This is a genomic window from Trichococcus alkaliphilus (assembly GCF_003008695.1).
GTDB classification, from domain to species: domain Bacteria; phylum Bacillota; class Bacilli; order Lactobacillales; family Aerococcaceae; genus Trichococcus; species Trichococcus alkaliphilus.
The window spans coordinates 83,759-99,456 of record NZ_PXZT01000006.1 but is presented as its reverse complement, the minus strand read 5'-3'; the positions used below and the strand labels follow the sequence as shown (position 1 = coordinate 99,456).

12 protein-coding genes are annotated in these 15,698 nt (G+C 42.1%); 1 reads left to right on the top strand and 11 read right to left on the bottom strand.

Annotated elements, in window-relative coordinates:
* Positions 1–391 precede the first annotated feature (391 nt).
* The 4 genes from C7R73_RS06980 to C7R73_RS13765 form a co-directional block, all read right to left on the bottom strand.
* A complete protein-coding gene (locus tag C7R73_RS06980) occupies positions 392–1,099 on the bottom strand; it encodes a CpsD/CapB family tyrosine-protein kinase (RefSeq protein ID WP_106449804.1) in 708 nt (235 codons plus the stop codon).
* A gap of 1 nt (position 1,100) precedes the next feature.
* A complete protein-coding gene (locus C7R73_RS06975) occupies positions 1,101–1,844 on the bottom strand; it encodes a YveK family protein (protein ID WP_106449803.1) in 744 nt (247 codons plus the stop codon).
* 172 nt (positions 1,845–2,016) lie between these two features.
* Positions 2,017–2,766, bottom strand: coding sequence for a type I methionyl aminopeptidase (map, locus tag C7R73_RS06970; protein WP_106449802.1), 750 nt, complete (start codon positions 2,764–2,766; stop codon positions 2,017–2,019).
* A gap of 261 nt (positions 2,767–3,027) precedes the next feature.
* Positions 3,028–6,114: a hypothetical protein gene (locus tag C7R73_RS13765; RefSeq protein WP_192875247.1), complete on the bottom strand. Its 3,087-nt coding sequence runs from the start codon at positions 6,112–6,114 to the stop codon at positions 3,028–3,030.
* Positions 6,115–6,531: 417 nt separating this feature from the next.
* On the opposite strand from C7R73_RS13765, the gene C7R73_RS06955 reads away from it, so the two are divergent.
* The gene (locus C7R73_RS06955; RefSeq protein WP_106449800.1) at positions 6,532–7,011 is read left to right on the top strand and encodes a GNAT family N-acetyltransferase; all 480 of its coding nucleotides are present in this window, start codon (positions 6,532–6,534) and stop codon (positions 7,009–7,011) included.
* A gap of 245 nt (positions 7,012–7,256) precedes the next feature.
* On the opposite strand, the gene C7R73_RS06950 is transcribed toward C7R73_RS06955, so the two are convergent.
* The 7 genes from C7R73_RS06950 to C7R73_RS06920 form a co-directional block, all read right to left on the bottom strand.
* Positions 7,257–8,264: a glycosyltransferase family 2 protein gene (locus C7R73_RS06950; protein WP_205076489.1), complete on the bottom strand. Its 1,008-nt coding sequence runs from the start codon at positions 8,262–8,264 to the stop codon at positions 7,257–7,259.
* Between the two features lie 49 nt (positions 8,265–8,313).
* Entirely contained in the window at positions 8,314–9,411 is a 1,098-nt protein-coding gene (locus tag C7R73_RS06945; RefSeq protein ID WP_106449799.1) for a DegT/DnrJ/EryC1/StrS family aminotransferase, read from the bottom strand.
* A 46-nt stretch (positions 9,412–9,457) separates the two neighbouring features.
* On the bottom strand, positions 9,458–10,489 hold the full coding sequence (locus tag C7R73_RS06940) for an ATP-grasp domain-containing protein (protein WP_106449798.1): 1,032 nt from the start codon (positions 10,487–10,489) through the stop codon (positions 9,458–9,460).
* A gap of 65 nt (positions 10,490–10,554) precedes the next feature.
* Positions 10,555–12,027 carry a lipopolysaccharide biosynthesis protein gene (locus C7R73_RS06935; RefSeq protein WP_106449855.1) on the bottom strand — a complete coding sequence of 491 codons (1,473 nt, stop codon included), beginning with the start codon at positions 12,025–12,027 and terminating at the stop codon, positions 10,555–10,557.
* Between the two features lie 106 nt (positions 12,028–12,133).
* Positions 12,134–13,120 (bottom strand): dTDP-glucose 4,6-dehydratase, encoded by a 987-nt coding sequence (gene rfbB, locus C7R73_RS06930; protein ID WP_106449797.1) that lies wholly within the window; start codon positions 13,118–13,120, stop codon positions 12,134–12,136.
* A gap of 89 nt (positions 13,121–13,209) precedes the next feature.
* Complete coding sequence (rfbA, locus tag C7R73_RS06925; RefSeq protein ID WP_106449796.1) at positions 13,210–14,085, bottom strand: glucose-1-phosphate thymidylyltransferase RfbA; 876 nt, start codon at positions 14,083–14,085, stop codon at positions 13,210–13,212.
* A gap of 668 nt (positions 14,086–14,753) precedes the next feature.
* Positions 14,754–15,407, bottom strand: coding sequence for a VanZ family protein (locus C7R73_RS06920; protein WP_161525886.1), 654 nt, complete (start codon positions 15,405–15,407; stop codon positions 14,754–14,756).
* Positions 15,408–15,698: the final 291 nt, after the last annotated feature.

The following is a 15,698-nucleotide window of genomic DNA, read 5'->3' as shown; positions in this document are numbered from 1 at the left end:
AATGTTCCTCCAAAGTCTCCGCTAATTACTCGGTTTAGCAATTTATTAAAAAATAGTAAAATAAGCTATACAATCTAATTATACCATTTAAGGGGGACAATTTACATAAAAAGCGAGATTTTATTCAATCACACTTTTTGTGATTTGTAACAAATTAAGAAATATATTGGATGAACTTGACCAAGAATAGATTCCCTCCTACTGAAAAAAATAAAAGCAAACATACATATCTATATACCAAAAAAAATCCCCACAAACGCATGTTTATAACGCGATTTATGGGGATTTTTCGGTTTAATAAATGTAAAAGACAGAATTATTTTCATAGTTATTTTGACTTTATATTTCCCCTAAGGGAAGATGTTTCTCTCTGAGCATTACAAAGACTAACTTATTCTTCTTGATTGTAGTAATAATAGTAACTGTTGTCGTTGCTGTTGATCGGTACGCGGTTGTAGACGGCGCCAAGCACGTTGGCATTGACCATCTTCAGGGATTCCGATGCGCGTGATACTTCGTCTTTGGTCGCGATGCCGTGGTTCACGACGAAAATGACGCCATCGACGCGTCCGGCGATGATCTGAGCATCCGCAAAGCCCAGCAAAGGCGGGGTATCGTAGATGACAAGGTCAAACATGCCTTCCAGTTCATGCTCCAATTGGATCATGCGTTTGCTGGACAGCAATTCCGCCGGGTTCGGCGGAATCGGTCCGCTCGTCATGACGAACAGGTTCTCCATTTTGGTCGTCTGGATGTGATCCTCGATGGAGCCGCTCTTGTCGGTCAAAAGGGTCGTCATGCCATGCCCGTTCGGCAGGCTGAAATTTTTGTGTACGGTCGGTCTTCTGAAGTCGCAGTCGGCGATCAGGACACGCATCCCTTGGGATGCGAAGGTCACTGCCAAGTTGGCCGAAACAGTCGATTTACCGGCATTCGGAGCCGCGGAGACGATGGACAAAGCCTTCAGGTTATTATCCACCATTGAGAACTGGATGTTCGTCCGCAAAGTCCGGAACTGTTCCGATATGGCAGAACCAGGCAAAGCCATTGTGATGAGCCCGGTATTTTGGCGCACATGTTTATCTTTTTTTCTGGCCATCCTATCTTACCCTCTCTCTTCTGCTTTTGGCTGTTTCGGTCACTTGGTATTGGGAGATTGCCGCAATCTCATCCCCATCCATTTCAGAGATGACACCCAAGTCAGGCCAACCGATCGTTTGCGTAATGAATTGGTTGTCGCGGATAGAGCGGTCCATGAAATGCTGCAGAAAGGCTAAGCCAAGTCCCAGCATGCCGCCCACCAGCGCGCCCAATACCAAATTCATCAAGACATTAGGTGAAATCGGATTAGGATCAACGACCGCTTCAGAAATGATTGAGACATTCTCGACCTTCATAATTTCGCCTATATTGGTCTGGAAAGTTGTCGCGATTTCGTTCGCGATCTCGGCCGCTTCGACCGGATCGGCGGAAATAACGGTCATGGAGAAGACTTGCGAATTCTCGTTCGAACCGATTGTCACCATGTTCGCCAATTCGCCGACTGTGTAATTGGACGACAAATTATCTTTCACATCGCCCAGGATGACCGGCCCCTTGATGATGTCCTTGTAGGTATTGATCATCTGCACGTTTGTATTGATGTCACTGAGTTGAATCTCGTTGGCGCTGTCGGACGTGCGATTAACCAACAGTTGCGTGGTGGAGTCGTACATCGGCGTCACCAGGAAAAAAGTATAGAGCGCTGATACAAGCAAACCAACGATGCCCAAACTGATGATCAGCAACAGTCGCTGCTTTATGATTGCAAAAATTTCACCTAAAGAAATCTCTTCTTCTTCCATTGTTTCCCTCCAAAATCTGATTATTGCCTCTTGGCATTTCTTCAAAACAAGAAGCCTGAACGCATACAACTCAGGCTTCCCTACTATAACATATTCTACTATATCATTTTTGAAATAACTATAACTTATTTTACAACTTAATAAATAAAAGCTACGTTTTCATTGCCGCTATTTATTTTTGTTGCGTCAATACTCTCGCGCCTTCTTTGGTGATGGCAATCGTGTGCTCGAATTGGCAGCTCAGGCCGCCGTCTTTCGTGCGGGCAGTCCAGCCATTTTCGTCCATTTTGGACTTCCAAGCTCCTGTGTTGACCATCGGCTCGATCGTGATCGTCATGCCTTCCTTAAGGCGCAGACCTTTACCTGCGTCACCATAATGCGGAATGGACGGGCTTTCGTGCATCGTCGGTCCGATGCCGTGGCCGATGAACTCGCGGACAACAGAGAAACCTTCGCTTTCGACGTAAGTTTGGATCGCATGGCCGATATCACCGACACGGTTGCCTGCTCTAGCCTGTTCGATGCCCAGATACAATGCCTTCTCGGTCACTTCCATAAGGCGTTTCACTTCAGGTGTCGCTTCGCCGACGACATAGCTCCAGCAAGAATCTGACATGGCGCCTTTGTAGTTGACGACGGTATCAACCTTGATCAGATCGCCGTCCTTCAGCACATACTTGCCCGGGAAGCCATGGCAGATCTCGTCGTTGACGCTCGTGCAAGTCGCATATTCGTACCCTTCGAAACCGATTTGTTCGCAGATGGCTCCAGCCGCTTCGATGCGCGACTGCACGAAGTTGTTGATCTCCATCGTAGTCAGACCTGGCTTAATGAAACCGCGCAATTCCTCATGGACTCCCGCCAAAATTGCACCTGACTCTTCCATAGCTTGAATTTCGCGTTCAGATTTTAAAGTTATCATATTTATTCTATCCTCTTCCTATAAATTATTCTTTCTTATTATACATGAAAAGGATGGTTTGGAAAAATTTTTATAAAAAAACCATACAGGCATAATATTTCCCATCGTAGCGGATAATTCATGCAAATATAAGCAGCTAAATCTCTTCATCATTCGGTTCCATAATAAAAGACGCTGATGAAAATTATTTCATCAACGCCCTTTAATAAAGATCTGCAAATATTTGGAGAACCTCTCATTTAATTATCAAACCGTTCGTAATTAAGCTGTAATCTTGGTAACTTTAAGAGCCAAATTATTCACACTATAGTCAAAACTATTTCCCAAAACATCGATTTCATTTGGATAATAACCAAATCCTGCAACAATCAGGTTATCATTCGCCGACGCGTACCAGTTGACGGCCTCATTACGGAAACCATATGTCAAATACTCTCCTTCAAGTGCATTAAGGACCGCCACTGTATACATGCTATTGGTCTCAAAACTCCAAAACAGTATTTCCAAGGGCATATTTGTTGGACTATCGAATCTATCCAAAAATAATAGGCCGTTCGGATCACTGATGTAAGCTGTGGTGTATGTGGCTTTTTCACCGGGAACATACCCGAAGTTGTATATCTCCGTTATGCTATCAAAATTCGGTGTGCCATCCGAATTCCTATCAACTGAAAGAAAAGCATGCATATCTGGCTGACCGCTGTCAGACGCCCAATAGACTTTATCTTCAGTATACACAAAGTTCAACAAACGCGCATATTTCTCTTGACTTTCAACAACGACATACCAATTCTCTCCAAAATCATCTGATTGGTAAATCTTCGCCGAATCATTATCATCCCCGACAGTCAAGAGTATTACACCACTGTATGGATCATAGCTCACGGAATGTCCATGTTCAAAACCTTCTGTATAGCTGCCACTCACTTCGAATTCTTTTACGATTCTCCAATTTTCGGGATCATCGAAAGGTACCGTTACTTTCCAAACATAAGACATTTCATGAATAGGACGGGTATATTCAGCAAAAATGAAGAAATCTTCAGCGTACACAAAATCTGCGCCACTATTTTGAAGCCATGAGGTTGGCTTGATGCTGTCCCCGAAATCAATGACAAACGGATTATCATAATCGTAAGCCGGATAAATAATCGGATTTTGACGTGCTTCCTCCAGAATCCCTACATAAGAATAATCCAAGGGAGCCAACTGCTCTCCACGAAAGACAAAAATGATGTCCCCATCCGGCGTCATGTAAGGTGAATAGTTCTCAGGCCCATCATAACCTTCATATGCAAGCGAACTATCCCACTCCGCAATCTTTACCATATTAGTCGGATTTCCTTCTGCGTAAAGAATTTGATAGCCACTGTAGTAAAGCCAACCAACGGTTTGGGGTTGTTGACCTGCGACAGCATTTGAAGTCTTGACGCCAAACAAAGTGGGATATATGTTCCAATCATCCGTTTCAGGGTAAGTCACTGCAGAAATTTCCAAGCTGTAACTGACTTGGTTTGCAATTTTCGTTATCTCTACCTTGGATGCTGGGTTTTCGTAGCTACTAAGATAAACATATAGCCATACTCCTTCTAAATTGCGGAAGGTGAATTCAGTCAAAGAATTGTCCAGATTGATGACTTTGTCAGCCAATACCGTATCGCCGGAATTCTCTAGCGAAACCAAACTGTTCATTACCGCAATCCTGAATCGATCATTATCGGACCCTAAGCTTTTGACGGTATAAGTCGTATTGGCTTCGATTGCAGCCATGTATGTTACAACGGCATAGTCACCAGTATTTTGGATATATATGTTGCCGTCTCCCGGAACATAAACATTCATTCCCTCCAAACGAACCGCCGATATAATTTCCGGTTCAGTTGGGAAACTCGAAACAGAGATATCAGCTAAAGTGTTAGCGTAATTGCTCAAATACACATATAGCTCAACACCATTCAAATTATGGAACGTATACTCAGTCAAGGAATTGTCCAGATTGATGACCCTGTCAACCAATACCGCATCACCGGCATTCGTTAAAGAAACCGTGTTGTTCATTACCGCAATCCTGAAACGATCGTTACCGGACCCCAAACTTTTGACGGTATAAGTCGTGTCGGCTTCAAGTGTGGCTTTGTAGGTCACTACAGGATAATCTCCGGTATTGCGGATGTATACATTGTTATCTTCTGAAACAAATATATTCGTCCCCTCCAATCGAACCGTCGACAAAATTTCCGGTTCAGTCGGGATTAATGAAACAGAAATATCAGCTAAAGAATTGGCGTAATTGCTCAAATACACATACAGCTCTGACCCATTCAGGTTATGGAACGTGTACTCAATTAGAGAATTGTCCAGATTGATGACCCTATCAACCAATACCTCATCGCCGGCATTCGTTAAAGAAACCGTGCTGTTCATTACCGCAATCCTGAAACGATCATTACCGGATCCCAGGCTTTTGACGGTATAAGTCGTGTCGGCTTCAAGGATGGCTTTGTATGTCACTACAGGATAATCTCCGGTATTGCGGATAAAGACGTTTCCGTCCCCGGATACCCAGACATTAAGATCTTCGTATCGCTCAGTGGCAACATTTTCAGTCAGAGATAGCGCAGTAGGAGATAACGTATCTGTTGTTGGGTTTTCTGTTATTGGAGTTTCTGTTGTCGGGTTTTCTGTTGTCGGGTTTTCTGTTGTTGGAGGTTCTGTCGTTGGAGTTTCTTTTGTCGACGTTTCTGTTATTGGAGGTTCTGGTGTTGGAGTTTCTGTTGTTGGTGTTTCTGGTGTAGGCGTTTCTGTTATCGACGATTCTGTTGTTGGAGTTTCTGTTGTTGGTGTTTCTGGTGTAGGCGTTTCTGTTGTTGGGGTTTCTGGCGTTGGTGTTTCTGTTGTTGGCGTTTCTGGCGTTGGTGTTTCTGTTGTTGGCGTTTCTGGCGTTGGTGTTTCTGTTGTTGGCGTTTCTGGCGTTGGTGTTTCTGTTGTTGGCGTTTCTGGCGTTGGTGTTTCTGTTGTTGGCGTTTCTGGCGTTGGTGTTTCTGTTGTTGGTGTTTCTGTTGTTGGCGTTTCTGTTGTTGGCGTTTCTGTTGTTGGCGTTTCTGGCGTTAGTGTTTCTGTTGTTGGCGTTTCTGGTGGTGGGGTTTCTGGTGTTGGCGTTTCAGTTATTGGGGTTTCTGGTGTTGGCGTTTCTGGCGTTAGTGTTTCTGGTGGCGTTTCTGTTGTAACAGAGTTCACCATTTGTGTGGTAGCTATTGACTCAACTGTATCTGCTCTTGCCTCTTTTACATTCCCATACAATAAACTCATTAAGAGAATGGGAGTAAGTAACGATATTTTATTCCTCATGGTTATCCCTCCTTTAATTACACTTTAAAGAAGACAAGTGAATTCAAAAGAATGTACGCATCTACCAATAGAACACCCCAGCAATAAAAATATTTTTTCTATATATTATAATTTAATTGCGTAATTTTTATAACATAAGGTAAATATGATAAACTAACTATTATTTAATAGTATACTCTCAAAGATAGAAAATTTCAAAAATTAAGGATCCATCAATAAAACAATTTCGTACTATAGACATCAGATTTACCATACACAGATATATTAAATAATTTTTCGAAGATAAATATTCATTGTAGGTTCTCATGCTATAATGTCATTTGTATTCTTACCAAAAACAGTCTCAAATCATTTAGTTTATAAAAACCTAAAGGAATTAATCATTAACTATAAACACACAGATAAGGTGGGTAAAAAATGAATGAAAATAATATTCAAACAATTAATCGAATGAGTGATGACGAAACTGATATTAGGGCCTTGATCATTTTTTTGAATGAGATTAATGCTTCTTTCCCTGTTTCATTAAGTGAAAAGATACAAATAGATGAGTACGCTAAGAAAGTCTTGCGTTTGGGACTAGTAATGAAAATGGAACAAAATAACGAAATCATTGGAATAATCACTGGATACGTAAATGATACAGTTACCGGCAACGGATATATATCCGTTCTGGGTGTTTCGGAGCATCATCGCGGTAAAAAAATCGGAAGTAGACTATTGCAATCTTTTATAGACCAGGCACGAATAGAAGGCATGAAAAAGCTATCGTTATTCACTCACAAAGACAATCAGAATGCGCTTAACATGTATTTGAATCACGGATTTTCCCCCGATGATAGCATCAGTAAGAACTATAGTTATGACATTGCGCTAACACTTAACCTTACAACGTGACTTCCTCATTTTTGAATTTATTATAGTGGTTTCATATCGTTACACCTATTTACCTGTCATCTGGTGAAACCTTTTTTAAGCTGATTCATTTCGCACAACTAAGACAGCTTGTTTTTTGACTCAATATTAATACCCCAGCAAATTGGACTTATCGTTCCAATTTGCTGGGGTATTTTTATCTTCATGTGCAATTTATTGTCTGTTACTTTGTAAACAAGGTGAAATAAACAAGCCCGCTAGCACATTTATTTCAGCTTCGAAGCATCTTCCACGCCCACCTTAGCTACCTTTTTGTACAATTTCATTTTCATATCATAAGCTACCTGGAATAGCTTAGGTGTCAAAATGCTTCCGTAAATCTTCACCTTTGTAATTGTTGGCTGTTTTTTAATCAATTCCTTGATAGTTGCATCCCTCAACGGTTTTTGGAAACCTTGCAATGAGTACTTACCCAAATTCCATAACAAAAGGGTTTTGTTGATGTCTTTTTCCCATCGGTTTTTGGTGTATATGTTGAAGTTTTCCATGAACTGGATCATTTCTTCCAGATGTTTCACTTTTTTCTGGTCGGCATCGTCAAAATGTAAGGTATTCCATGAATTAGGAACCCAAAGATTTCTGACCGACATCACCTCATCCAGATAACCAATCCTCCCCTGATCGGCCAAAAGCATCGCTAGCGGATGATCCCCCACCGGAGCCGTGAAATAAAACTCTGGCGGATTAGCCATCAGCGCCCTTTTAAAGAGGATGGAGGCAGAAGGACAGATATGTCCCCCACCCATATAGAGCTTATCTGGTGGAAGAACAAGCGTCTTATTATAAGGTCTGGTTACATCAACAACAGCGTTTCGGGTGACATCCACAATATTCGCCGCATGAAAGCACATACTGCATTCGGGATTAGCTTCCATGAAATCAACTTGCTTTTGCAATTTCAACGGATCTGTCCAATAATCGTCGCCTTCGCAAAGTGCGACATACTCTCCTGTTGCATGCGACCAAGCAAGATATGAAACACGTTTGCATTTAGAGTATTGATTTTCAGTTTGAATAATTGGTTTGATGATGTTTGGATATTTTCTTGCGTATTCCCTGATGATATCCGAAGTTCCATCCGTTGAAGCGTCATCATGTATAATGATTTCAAAGTCAAAATTTGTTTTTTGCATCAAGAATCCTTCTATTGCCTTAGCTATATAATCTTCTTGATTAAAGGTAGCGCAACAGACACTCACTAGCACATTCTCCATATTTATAAGCATTCCTTTCATTTAACTCAAGGCACATCAATTTTCGCTGCTAGATTATTCCCAAGATATTATCACAGATTCTATCCACATTTTCAAGCGCCAAATCAGCGTAAAGCGGCAGTGTCAAAATCCTTTCTGCTACATATTTCGCAACAGGGGTGTCCTCCGGATTGAATCGACCTTCATAGCATTCAAATGCGCTGGTCAGAGGATAAAAATATTTACGTGCGATGACATCCTCTTCCTTCAATTTTTCAGCAACTTCATCGCGATTCCATCCATCACCGTCGAACAGAACAGGGAAATAGGCATAATTGCTTTTGATCCCTTCTTTGGGCTGCACTATTTTGATCCCGGCAACACCAGTTAATCTTTCAATATATCTGTCTACTACTGCTTTTCTTTTCATGATTTCGGTCTCGATGTGGCGCAAGTTACAGATTCCCATAGCGGCTTGGAATTCGTTCATCTTGCCATTCCCGCCGATGTACTCTGTCGTCTCTGGCCCCGTAATCCCAAAGTTTTTCAGGTCGTTCAAGGTTTTCCCCAAGAATGGATCCTTGAATGTCACTGCACCACCCTCGATTGTGTTAAAAACTTTTGTGGCGTGGAAGCTAAACATGGACGCATCACCGAAGTTTGCGACTGACATCCCGTCGACAGTGACTCCAAAAGCATGCGCTGCATCATAAATCACTTTGAGGTCGTGTTTTTTTGCGATTCTTTCGATTTCAGCAACGTCACAAATGTTCCCATATACATGAACCGGCAAGATTGCCGTAGTTTTGTCCGTTATCAAACTCTCTATTTTGCTGACATCCATAGTATAGTCATCCGCGTTGATGTCGCAAAAAACCGGCTCCGCGCCATTCCTTACGATGGCATGTGTTGTCGACGCAAAAGTGAACGGGGTAGTGATCACCTCTCCGCTCAGCTTGAGCCCAGCTATGGCACCCTCTAGAGCCAAATGTCCATTCGTGTATAATGAAATATTTGGAGTATCCAAATATTCAGACAATCCTTTTTCCAATTGCTTATGTTTTGTACCCATATTTGTCAACCAATGGCTATCCCAAAGATCTTTGATTTCTTCCGTGTACTCCTCAAATGTTGGCATTGAGGAACGGGTAACTTGAATTGTTTCCATTGTATCACCTCTGAAATATATTTATTGTCGCCTATCTATTTTGATTTCAGTATTCGACTTTGACGATATCGGAAATATCTACCATTTCGATATCTTTGTGCCCAAAAACTCCGATGCGCGCCTCAAGTAAGCCTTTATCAACAGGCTCATTCCTTAACCATTTGATGATTGCCAATGGTAAGTTCACCCCAGCCATATGGCTGAATGGGTATCCTCCACCAAAACGGGAATTCATTTCCAATATGTATGGTGTCTCCCCGTCAAAAAAAACATCTACATCCAGATTAGCTATATGCTGAAGTTTTTTAGCGATTTCCTCACCCAATTCTTCCAGTAGCGGTTCAAAAACCGTTTCCGCGCAATCAGTTTCCCCGGAGCGCATGGCGAATTTCCTTTTGACGATAGTGTTCTGATACGTGCATTCGAGATTATTGATTACGTCGAGACCGTATTCTTTACCCTTCAATTTTTCCTGGATGAGGACTGATTCGTCCATATTCTCCTGAGCCTCGTATTTAAGATAACTCCCTTTTATATCGGCAAACACCTTATTATAAAACACCGCAAGCTCCTGATCATTCTCCGCCTCAAACACGGCAATAGAACCCATACCCCAACGCGGCTTGATTATCACAGGGAACGCAATCTCTCCTTTACTGATTGCTTCGTTAGCAGCTGCTTGGGAAAGGTACGTTTTAGGGGCATGGAAACCGTTATCCACAAGAAATTTGTAGGTCTTCCACTTATCGTTACAGATATCAATCACGTCCGTGCCGGACACAATCACCTTCACTCCAATTTCTTCGAATGTTTTTTTATTTGCGGATAAAATGGGTAAATCGATATCAAACAAAGAGATGATGGCTTCAATATTATTTTCTGTGCAGTACGTTTTTAAAAATGAAATGTAATTATCTTCATATATTAAAGGAGTGAGCGTAGATTTATCTGCACACAGGAAAGCTGGTGTAATCGGGCTACTGTTCGATACATGTACCAGGCCGTCCTCCCCTAAAGCTTCCTGGAAATATTTCACCAGATAACTACGTCTGCCGACAGATGTTAAAAGTATATTCATTCCGTTTCCTCCAATTATTCTATTTTCAAAAATCATTTCACTAATGCACCAAAAAATCCTTGCTTTTAGGCAGGATTTTTTTGGTTGCTTTTTTTGCTGCTCCGAACTTCCTTAATTGTATTCAGTAAATAATTAAAACATTCCAGTCTCAATATTTTAGCCATCGCAAAATAAAAGGATGCCCCAACAAAAATTTGGATTATCAAGGAAAACAAAACCGGTAAATCAAAAAATTGGACACCGTAGATGACCGCCCCCATCAACACCGATAGCAATAATGAAGGCATGATATCTTTCAATTGTTCTTGATAACTATAGTCCAGCAAAGCACGGTTAGGATAAGCATTGATGAAACTAGCAACGACTGAAGTAAAGATTGCTCCGATTGCAATGGCATACACGCCATATTGGACAGTAAACGCCAAAACGATGAGACCCATGATTTTTTTGATGACTTCCAATCTCAGGAAGATGTCGCTGCGACCCATAGCGTTGATAGCCTGCAAGTTTGAAGTGTGAATCGGCCTCAGAGCGTAACTTAGCGAAAAAATCTGGATGAACGGCACTGCCGGAAGCCACTTCTCCGTAAGGATGATGAGCACCAACGGTTTCGCGACCACTGCCAAACCGATCATCATTGGAAAGACCAAGAATGAACTTGTCACAATCGATCGGCGCATCATGTCTTTCATTCGCTTTCGGTTATCTTGTTGCGAAGAAAGTGCCGGAAGCATCACTGATTGGATGGAAGTATCTACATTCGTCACAATCAAGGAAGGGAACTGCTCTCCGCGATTATAATACCCGAGCACAACCGGGGCATATATTTTCCCGATTATCAGACTCCTCAAATTGTTGTAAAGCGTGTCAAGCAGTTGGGAAACAAGCAATTTCGAACTGAACGAAAACAGTGATTTAACTCGCTCAAAAGAAAACAGGAGTTTCGGACGCCAGGCTACTGTGAACCAAAGGATGATGGTGATGGCAATCTGGTTCGTCAGTTGTTGTGCTACTAGAGCCCATACGCCAAATCCGGCATATGCCATCGTAATACCTACAACAGCGGAAACAATTGTGGCACCCAAACTGCTCGTAAAGAGCTTTCTGAACTCCATGTTTCTTGATATCACTGCGTTCTGGATCGAAGTTACTGTCCCAATGATGAGGGTGATGGACAATACCCGAATCACCGGCGTCAATTGTGCCATACTATAAAAAGTGGCAATCACTGGGGCCGTCAGGAAGAGCCCGATATACAGCAATACCGCAATACCCAAACTCAGATAAAAAACTGAGGAATAATCGGATTCGATGACTTCCTTTTTCTGTATGAGCGCTGTATTGAAGCCGCTTTGCACAAATACATTAGCGATAGCTATGAAGACGGTGATTATGGAAATTACGCCATACTGCTCAGGCTCCAACAAGCGCGCCAATACAATCTGGACGACGAACTGTAACCCCTGAGTCCCGCCGCGTTCCATCAACTTCCAGAAAAGCGAGTCTATTACTTTTGATTTATTTAAGTCATTATTCATAATTAATGCACCTTGGATTTTCTTAAATTTGCGGAACGGAAATTTGTCTTTAAACATTCTTGTGATCTTTGTGAATAAAGCCATTTATCCAGCACAATAATTCTATCTATTTGCTTAATTGTGCGCGTTCTTTCAACGGCCGCCACCAATCTTCATTGGCCAAATACCAGTCGATGGTTTCGACGATGCCGGTGTCAAAGGTGTATTGTGGTTTCCAGCCTAATTCTGATTCCAGTTTGGTTGGATCGATAGCATAACGTTTGTCGTGTCCTAAGCGATCATCCACATATTTGATCAGATCGCGGGATACGCCCAATTTTTCGATGATGATATCTACGATTTGGTTGTTTGTGCGTTCATTGTGCCCGCCGATATTATAGACTTCGCCTTTGCGGCCTTTGCGTAATACCAGGTCGATTGCTTGACAGTGATCTTTCACATGCAGCCAATCGCGGATGTTCTCGCCGTCGCCGTAGATAGGCAATTCTTTTCCATCCATTGCGTTTGTGATCATCAGTGGAATCAATTTTTCGGGAAAATGATAAGGTCCATAATTGTTTGAACAACGCGTTATATTTACGTCCATGCCATACGTTTCATAATAAGAACGAACCAATAAATCCGCACCCGTTTTGCTTGCCGAATAGGGACTATTTGGTGCCAATGGCGTTTCCTCAGTGAAGTAGCCGGTTGCGCCAAGCGAACCGTACACTTCGTCTGTTGAAACTTGCAAATATTTTTCGATGCCCATTTCTTTCGCAACATTCAACAATGCAAGTGTGCCTTGTATGTTTGTTTCCACAAAGATTTCCGGATTCAGGATGCTGCGATCAACGTGTGATTCAGCCGCAAAATTCACAAAATGCGTGATACCATGAGTTCTCACCAAATGACGCACTAATTCGCTGTTGCCAATATTGCCTTGCACAAAAAAATGATTTGGATTGTCTTTAATATCATCCAAATTGTGGATGTTCCCTGCGTAGGTCAATAAATCCAAATTGATGACCTTATCATCCGGATATTTTTCTAAGATATAATGAACAAAATTGCTGCCGATAAAACCTGCCCCACCCGTTACTAATAAATTCACCTTATTTTCCTCCCAAACAAATGGTTTGTCGCATTCCGCCAAAGTCGGATGTTTCTTGTCTTTTTCTGATAAAACGAATGAATTATCCCTTATAGATTTTCGGATTCTGCCAAACGAAGCATGTATTGTCCATAACCGTTTTTCTTAATCGGCTGAGCTAAAGTAATTAGCTGTTCACGGGTGATGTAACCCATGCGATAAGCAATTTCCTCTAAGCAGGCAACCTTAAGATTTTGGCGCTTTTCGATGGTTTCAATAAAAGTAGATGCTTGCAGCAAAGATTCATGCGTTCCCGTATCCAACCAAGCAATCCCGCGCCCCATTATTTCTACATCCAGTAATCCTTTTTCCAGATAGACTTTATTGACATCCGTAATTTCCAGCTCACCGCGTAGTGATGGTTTGATATTTTTTGCAATCTCGACTACGTCATTGTCGTAAAAGTAAAGACCCGTAACCGCATAATTGCTCTTAGGATGCTCCGGTTTTTCCTCTATAGAGATGACCTTCTTATTCACATTGAACTCCAACACGCCAAAACGCTCTGGATCCTGGACGTGATAACCGAAAACGGTGGCTCCCTCTTCCTTCGAAGCGGCGCGTCGCAGCATTTCTGCCAGGCCGCTGCCATAGTAGATGTTGTCCCCCAGTATCAGGCACACCGAATCATCTCCGATGAATTCTTCGCCGATAATGAAAGCCTGCGCCAATCCGTCTGGGCTTTCCTGCACTTTGTATTCAATCCGAAGGCCTAATTCGGATCCGTCGCCGAATAATTGCTCAAATCGCTCCGTATCGGACGGTGTAGAGATAATTAAAATTTCTTTGATCCCAGCCAACATCAGTGTTGACATGGGATAAAAAATCATCGGTTTATCGTAAATTGGCATCAGTTGCTTCGATACAACTTTCGTCAACGGATATAACCGAGTCCCGCTTCCACCTGCTAAAATAATACCTTTCATTTTAATGCTCCTTTTTCAATTAATTATATTGTGTAATTATACCCCATTTTAAACTGGATAATTCATACAATTTCAAATAGTCATTACCAGCCCATAGATATAACTACATTTTTCACTTGTTCACATAGACTCACTCTGGATAGACAAAAAAGAATCTCAAGCTGATATGGGCAAGTCATCACAACACATTCATAAAAAGCGTTCACCCGATAGCTTCATTAATGTATACTCCTGTATGAATTTGAGTCGGAAAGATTGAAAAGCAAATATTGTTGATTTTCTGTAGAGTGGTGCAGCCCATAATATTTTTCCAATAAAATGAAAAAATGTTAATGCATTTATAATGATACCACTCCTAAATGATAATTCACACAAAAAAAGTGAACATTCTCCAGTAATTACCGTATTTTTACAAAAAATATACACACCTTAAAAAGCTATTTATCTGCAAGAATGATCTCTTATAAAATCAAACTAACGGCACTTTTTTTGAATTCCAATCCAGGTAACTTTTGGAAATTCGAGGTGATTGCTGAATGTCCAAATTGTGCGCAAAAAAGACACCTCTCTTTGGGGAAATGTAGTTATCACACCACATAATCAAGGGAGAAATGTCTCTATGTCAATCTGGATTTTGAGCGTCAAAAATTTACTAACATAAAAGTCAACTATCTTTCCTGCCTTTTTCTGCCACATGCCCACAATTTGCTGACACTTAAGTAAAGAATGATTCCGATTGCGGCGCCTGATCCATCGATGAGAACATCCTTCAGCATTGGACCACGGCCGGGCACAAACAGTTGATGGATCTCGTCACTGATGGCATACACTACACAAAGCAGCAAGCTAGCGCCTCCCCGTTTCGCGTGGTGGACTTCACTCTTCATCGCATGGGAAACCAGGAAACCGAGGACCAGATAGGCGATAAAGTGGGCAGATTTCCGTATCAATTTGCCAGCGTAGGCAATGTTTGTGCCCTGGACAAAATCAACGAACAGGAAGAGGCTGATTGCTAGCACTAAAAAAATGGCGGTTCCGCCGATGATCCAACTCTTTTTGATGGCAAAAAGCCGCGGCTCATCCGTTTGCGTTTCCAATAAATAGATTAGCAACAGGATACCTGCCAAAAATACAACCGTCCCTTGCGCACGGGTAAAATATTCAATGAACGCAGAAAGCTGATTTAGCGCGTCTGCGAAGAAGCGCGTCACGATTCCGCTCAAGACGATTGACTGGTCCGCGGTTTGGGCCGAGAGGATGAAGATAACAATCATCCATGCAAATACCGGCAGCCACCCCTTATAAAGTCGCTCCTTTTTCACCGGCGTCTCCTCCTTTCCGACTGAATGTTCCTTCCAGTATATCAGAAAGCTGTCGACCGGTGTAGTCTGTGAGCCGAACATTTTTTCGGTCTATCCTCCGGTGAGCAGTGGTCTGGCCGGAGGTGGTGCAGATTTCTGGGGCTTTCCTCCGGGGAAGCTTCCCTCATCGGAGTTGGTGCATCTTGTCCATTTATTACCTCCGGGGACAAACGGCTTCGCCGGAGGTAATCTGCCAGCAAAGTTTCGAGCTCAAGCCAACATTCTCCTTTTGGAAATGAGCTTTACTGTGCC

Coding starts and splice junctions, on each gene's coding strand:
- C7R73_RS06980 (WP_106449804.1), bottom strand. CDS start 1,099: ATGGCCAGAAAAAAAGATAAACATGTGCGCCAAAATACCGGGCTCATC.
- C7R73_RS06975 (WP_106449803.1), bottom strand. CDS start 1,844: ATGGAAGAAGAAGAGATTTCTTTAGGTGAAATTTTTGCAATCATAAAG.
- map (WP_106449802.1), bottom strand. CDS start 2,766: ATGATAACTTTAAAATCTGAACGCGAAATTCAAGCTATGGAAGAGTCA.
- C7R73_RS13765 (WP_192875247.1), bottom strand. CDS start 6,114: ATGAGGAATAAAATATCGTTACTTACTCCCATTCTCTTAATGAGTTTA.
- C7R73_RS06955 (WP_106449800.1), top strand. CDS start 6,532: ATGAATGAAAATAATATTCAAACAATTAATCGAATGAGTGATGACGAA.
- C7R73_RS06950 (WP_205076489.1), bottom strand. CDS start 8,264: ATGGAGAATGTGCTAGTGAGTGTCTGTTGCGCTACCTTTAATCAAGAA.
- C7R73_RS06945 (WP_106449799.1), bottom strand. CDS start 9,411: ATGGAAACAATTCAAGTTACCCGTTCCTCAATGCCAACATTTGAGGAG.
- C7R73_RS06940 (WP_106449798.1), bottom strand. CDS start 10,489: ATGAATATACTTTTAACATCTGTCGGCAGACGTAGTTATCTGGTGAAA.
- C7R73_RS06935 (WP_106449855.1), bottom strand. CDS start 12,027: ATGAATAATGACTTAAATAAATCAAAAGTAATAGACTCGCTTTTCTGG.
- rfbA (WP_106449796.1), bottom strand. CDS start 14,085: ATGAAAGGTATTATTTTAGCAGGTGGAAGCGGGACTCGGTTATATCCG.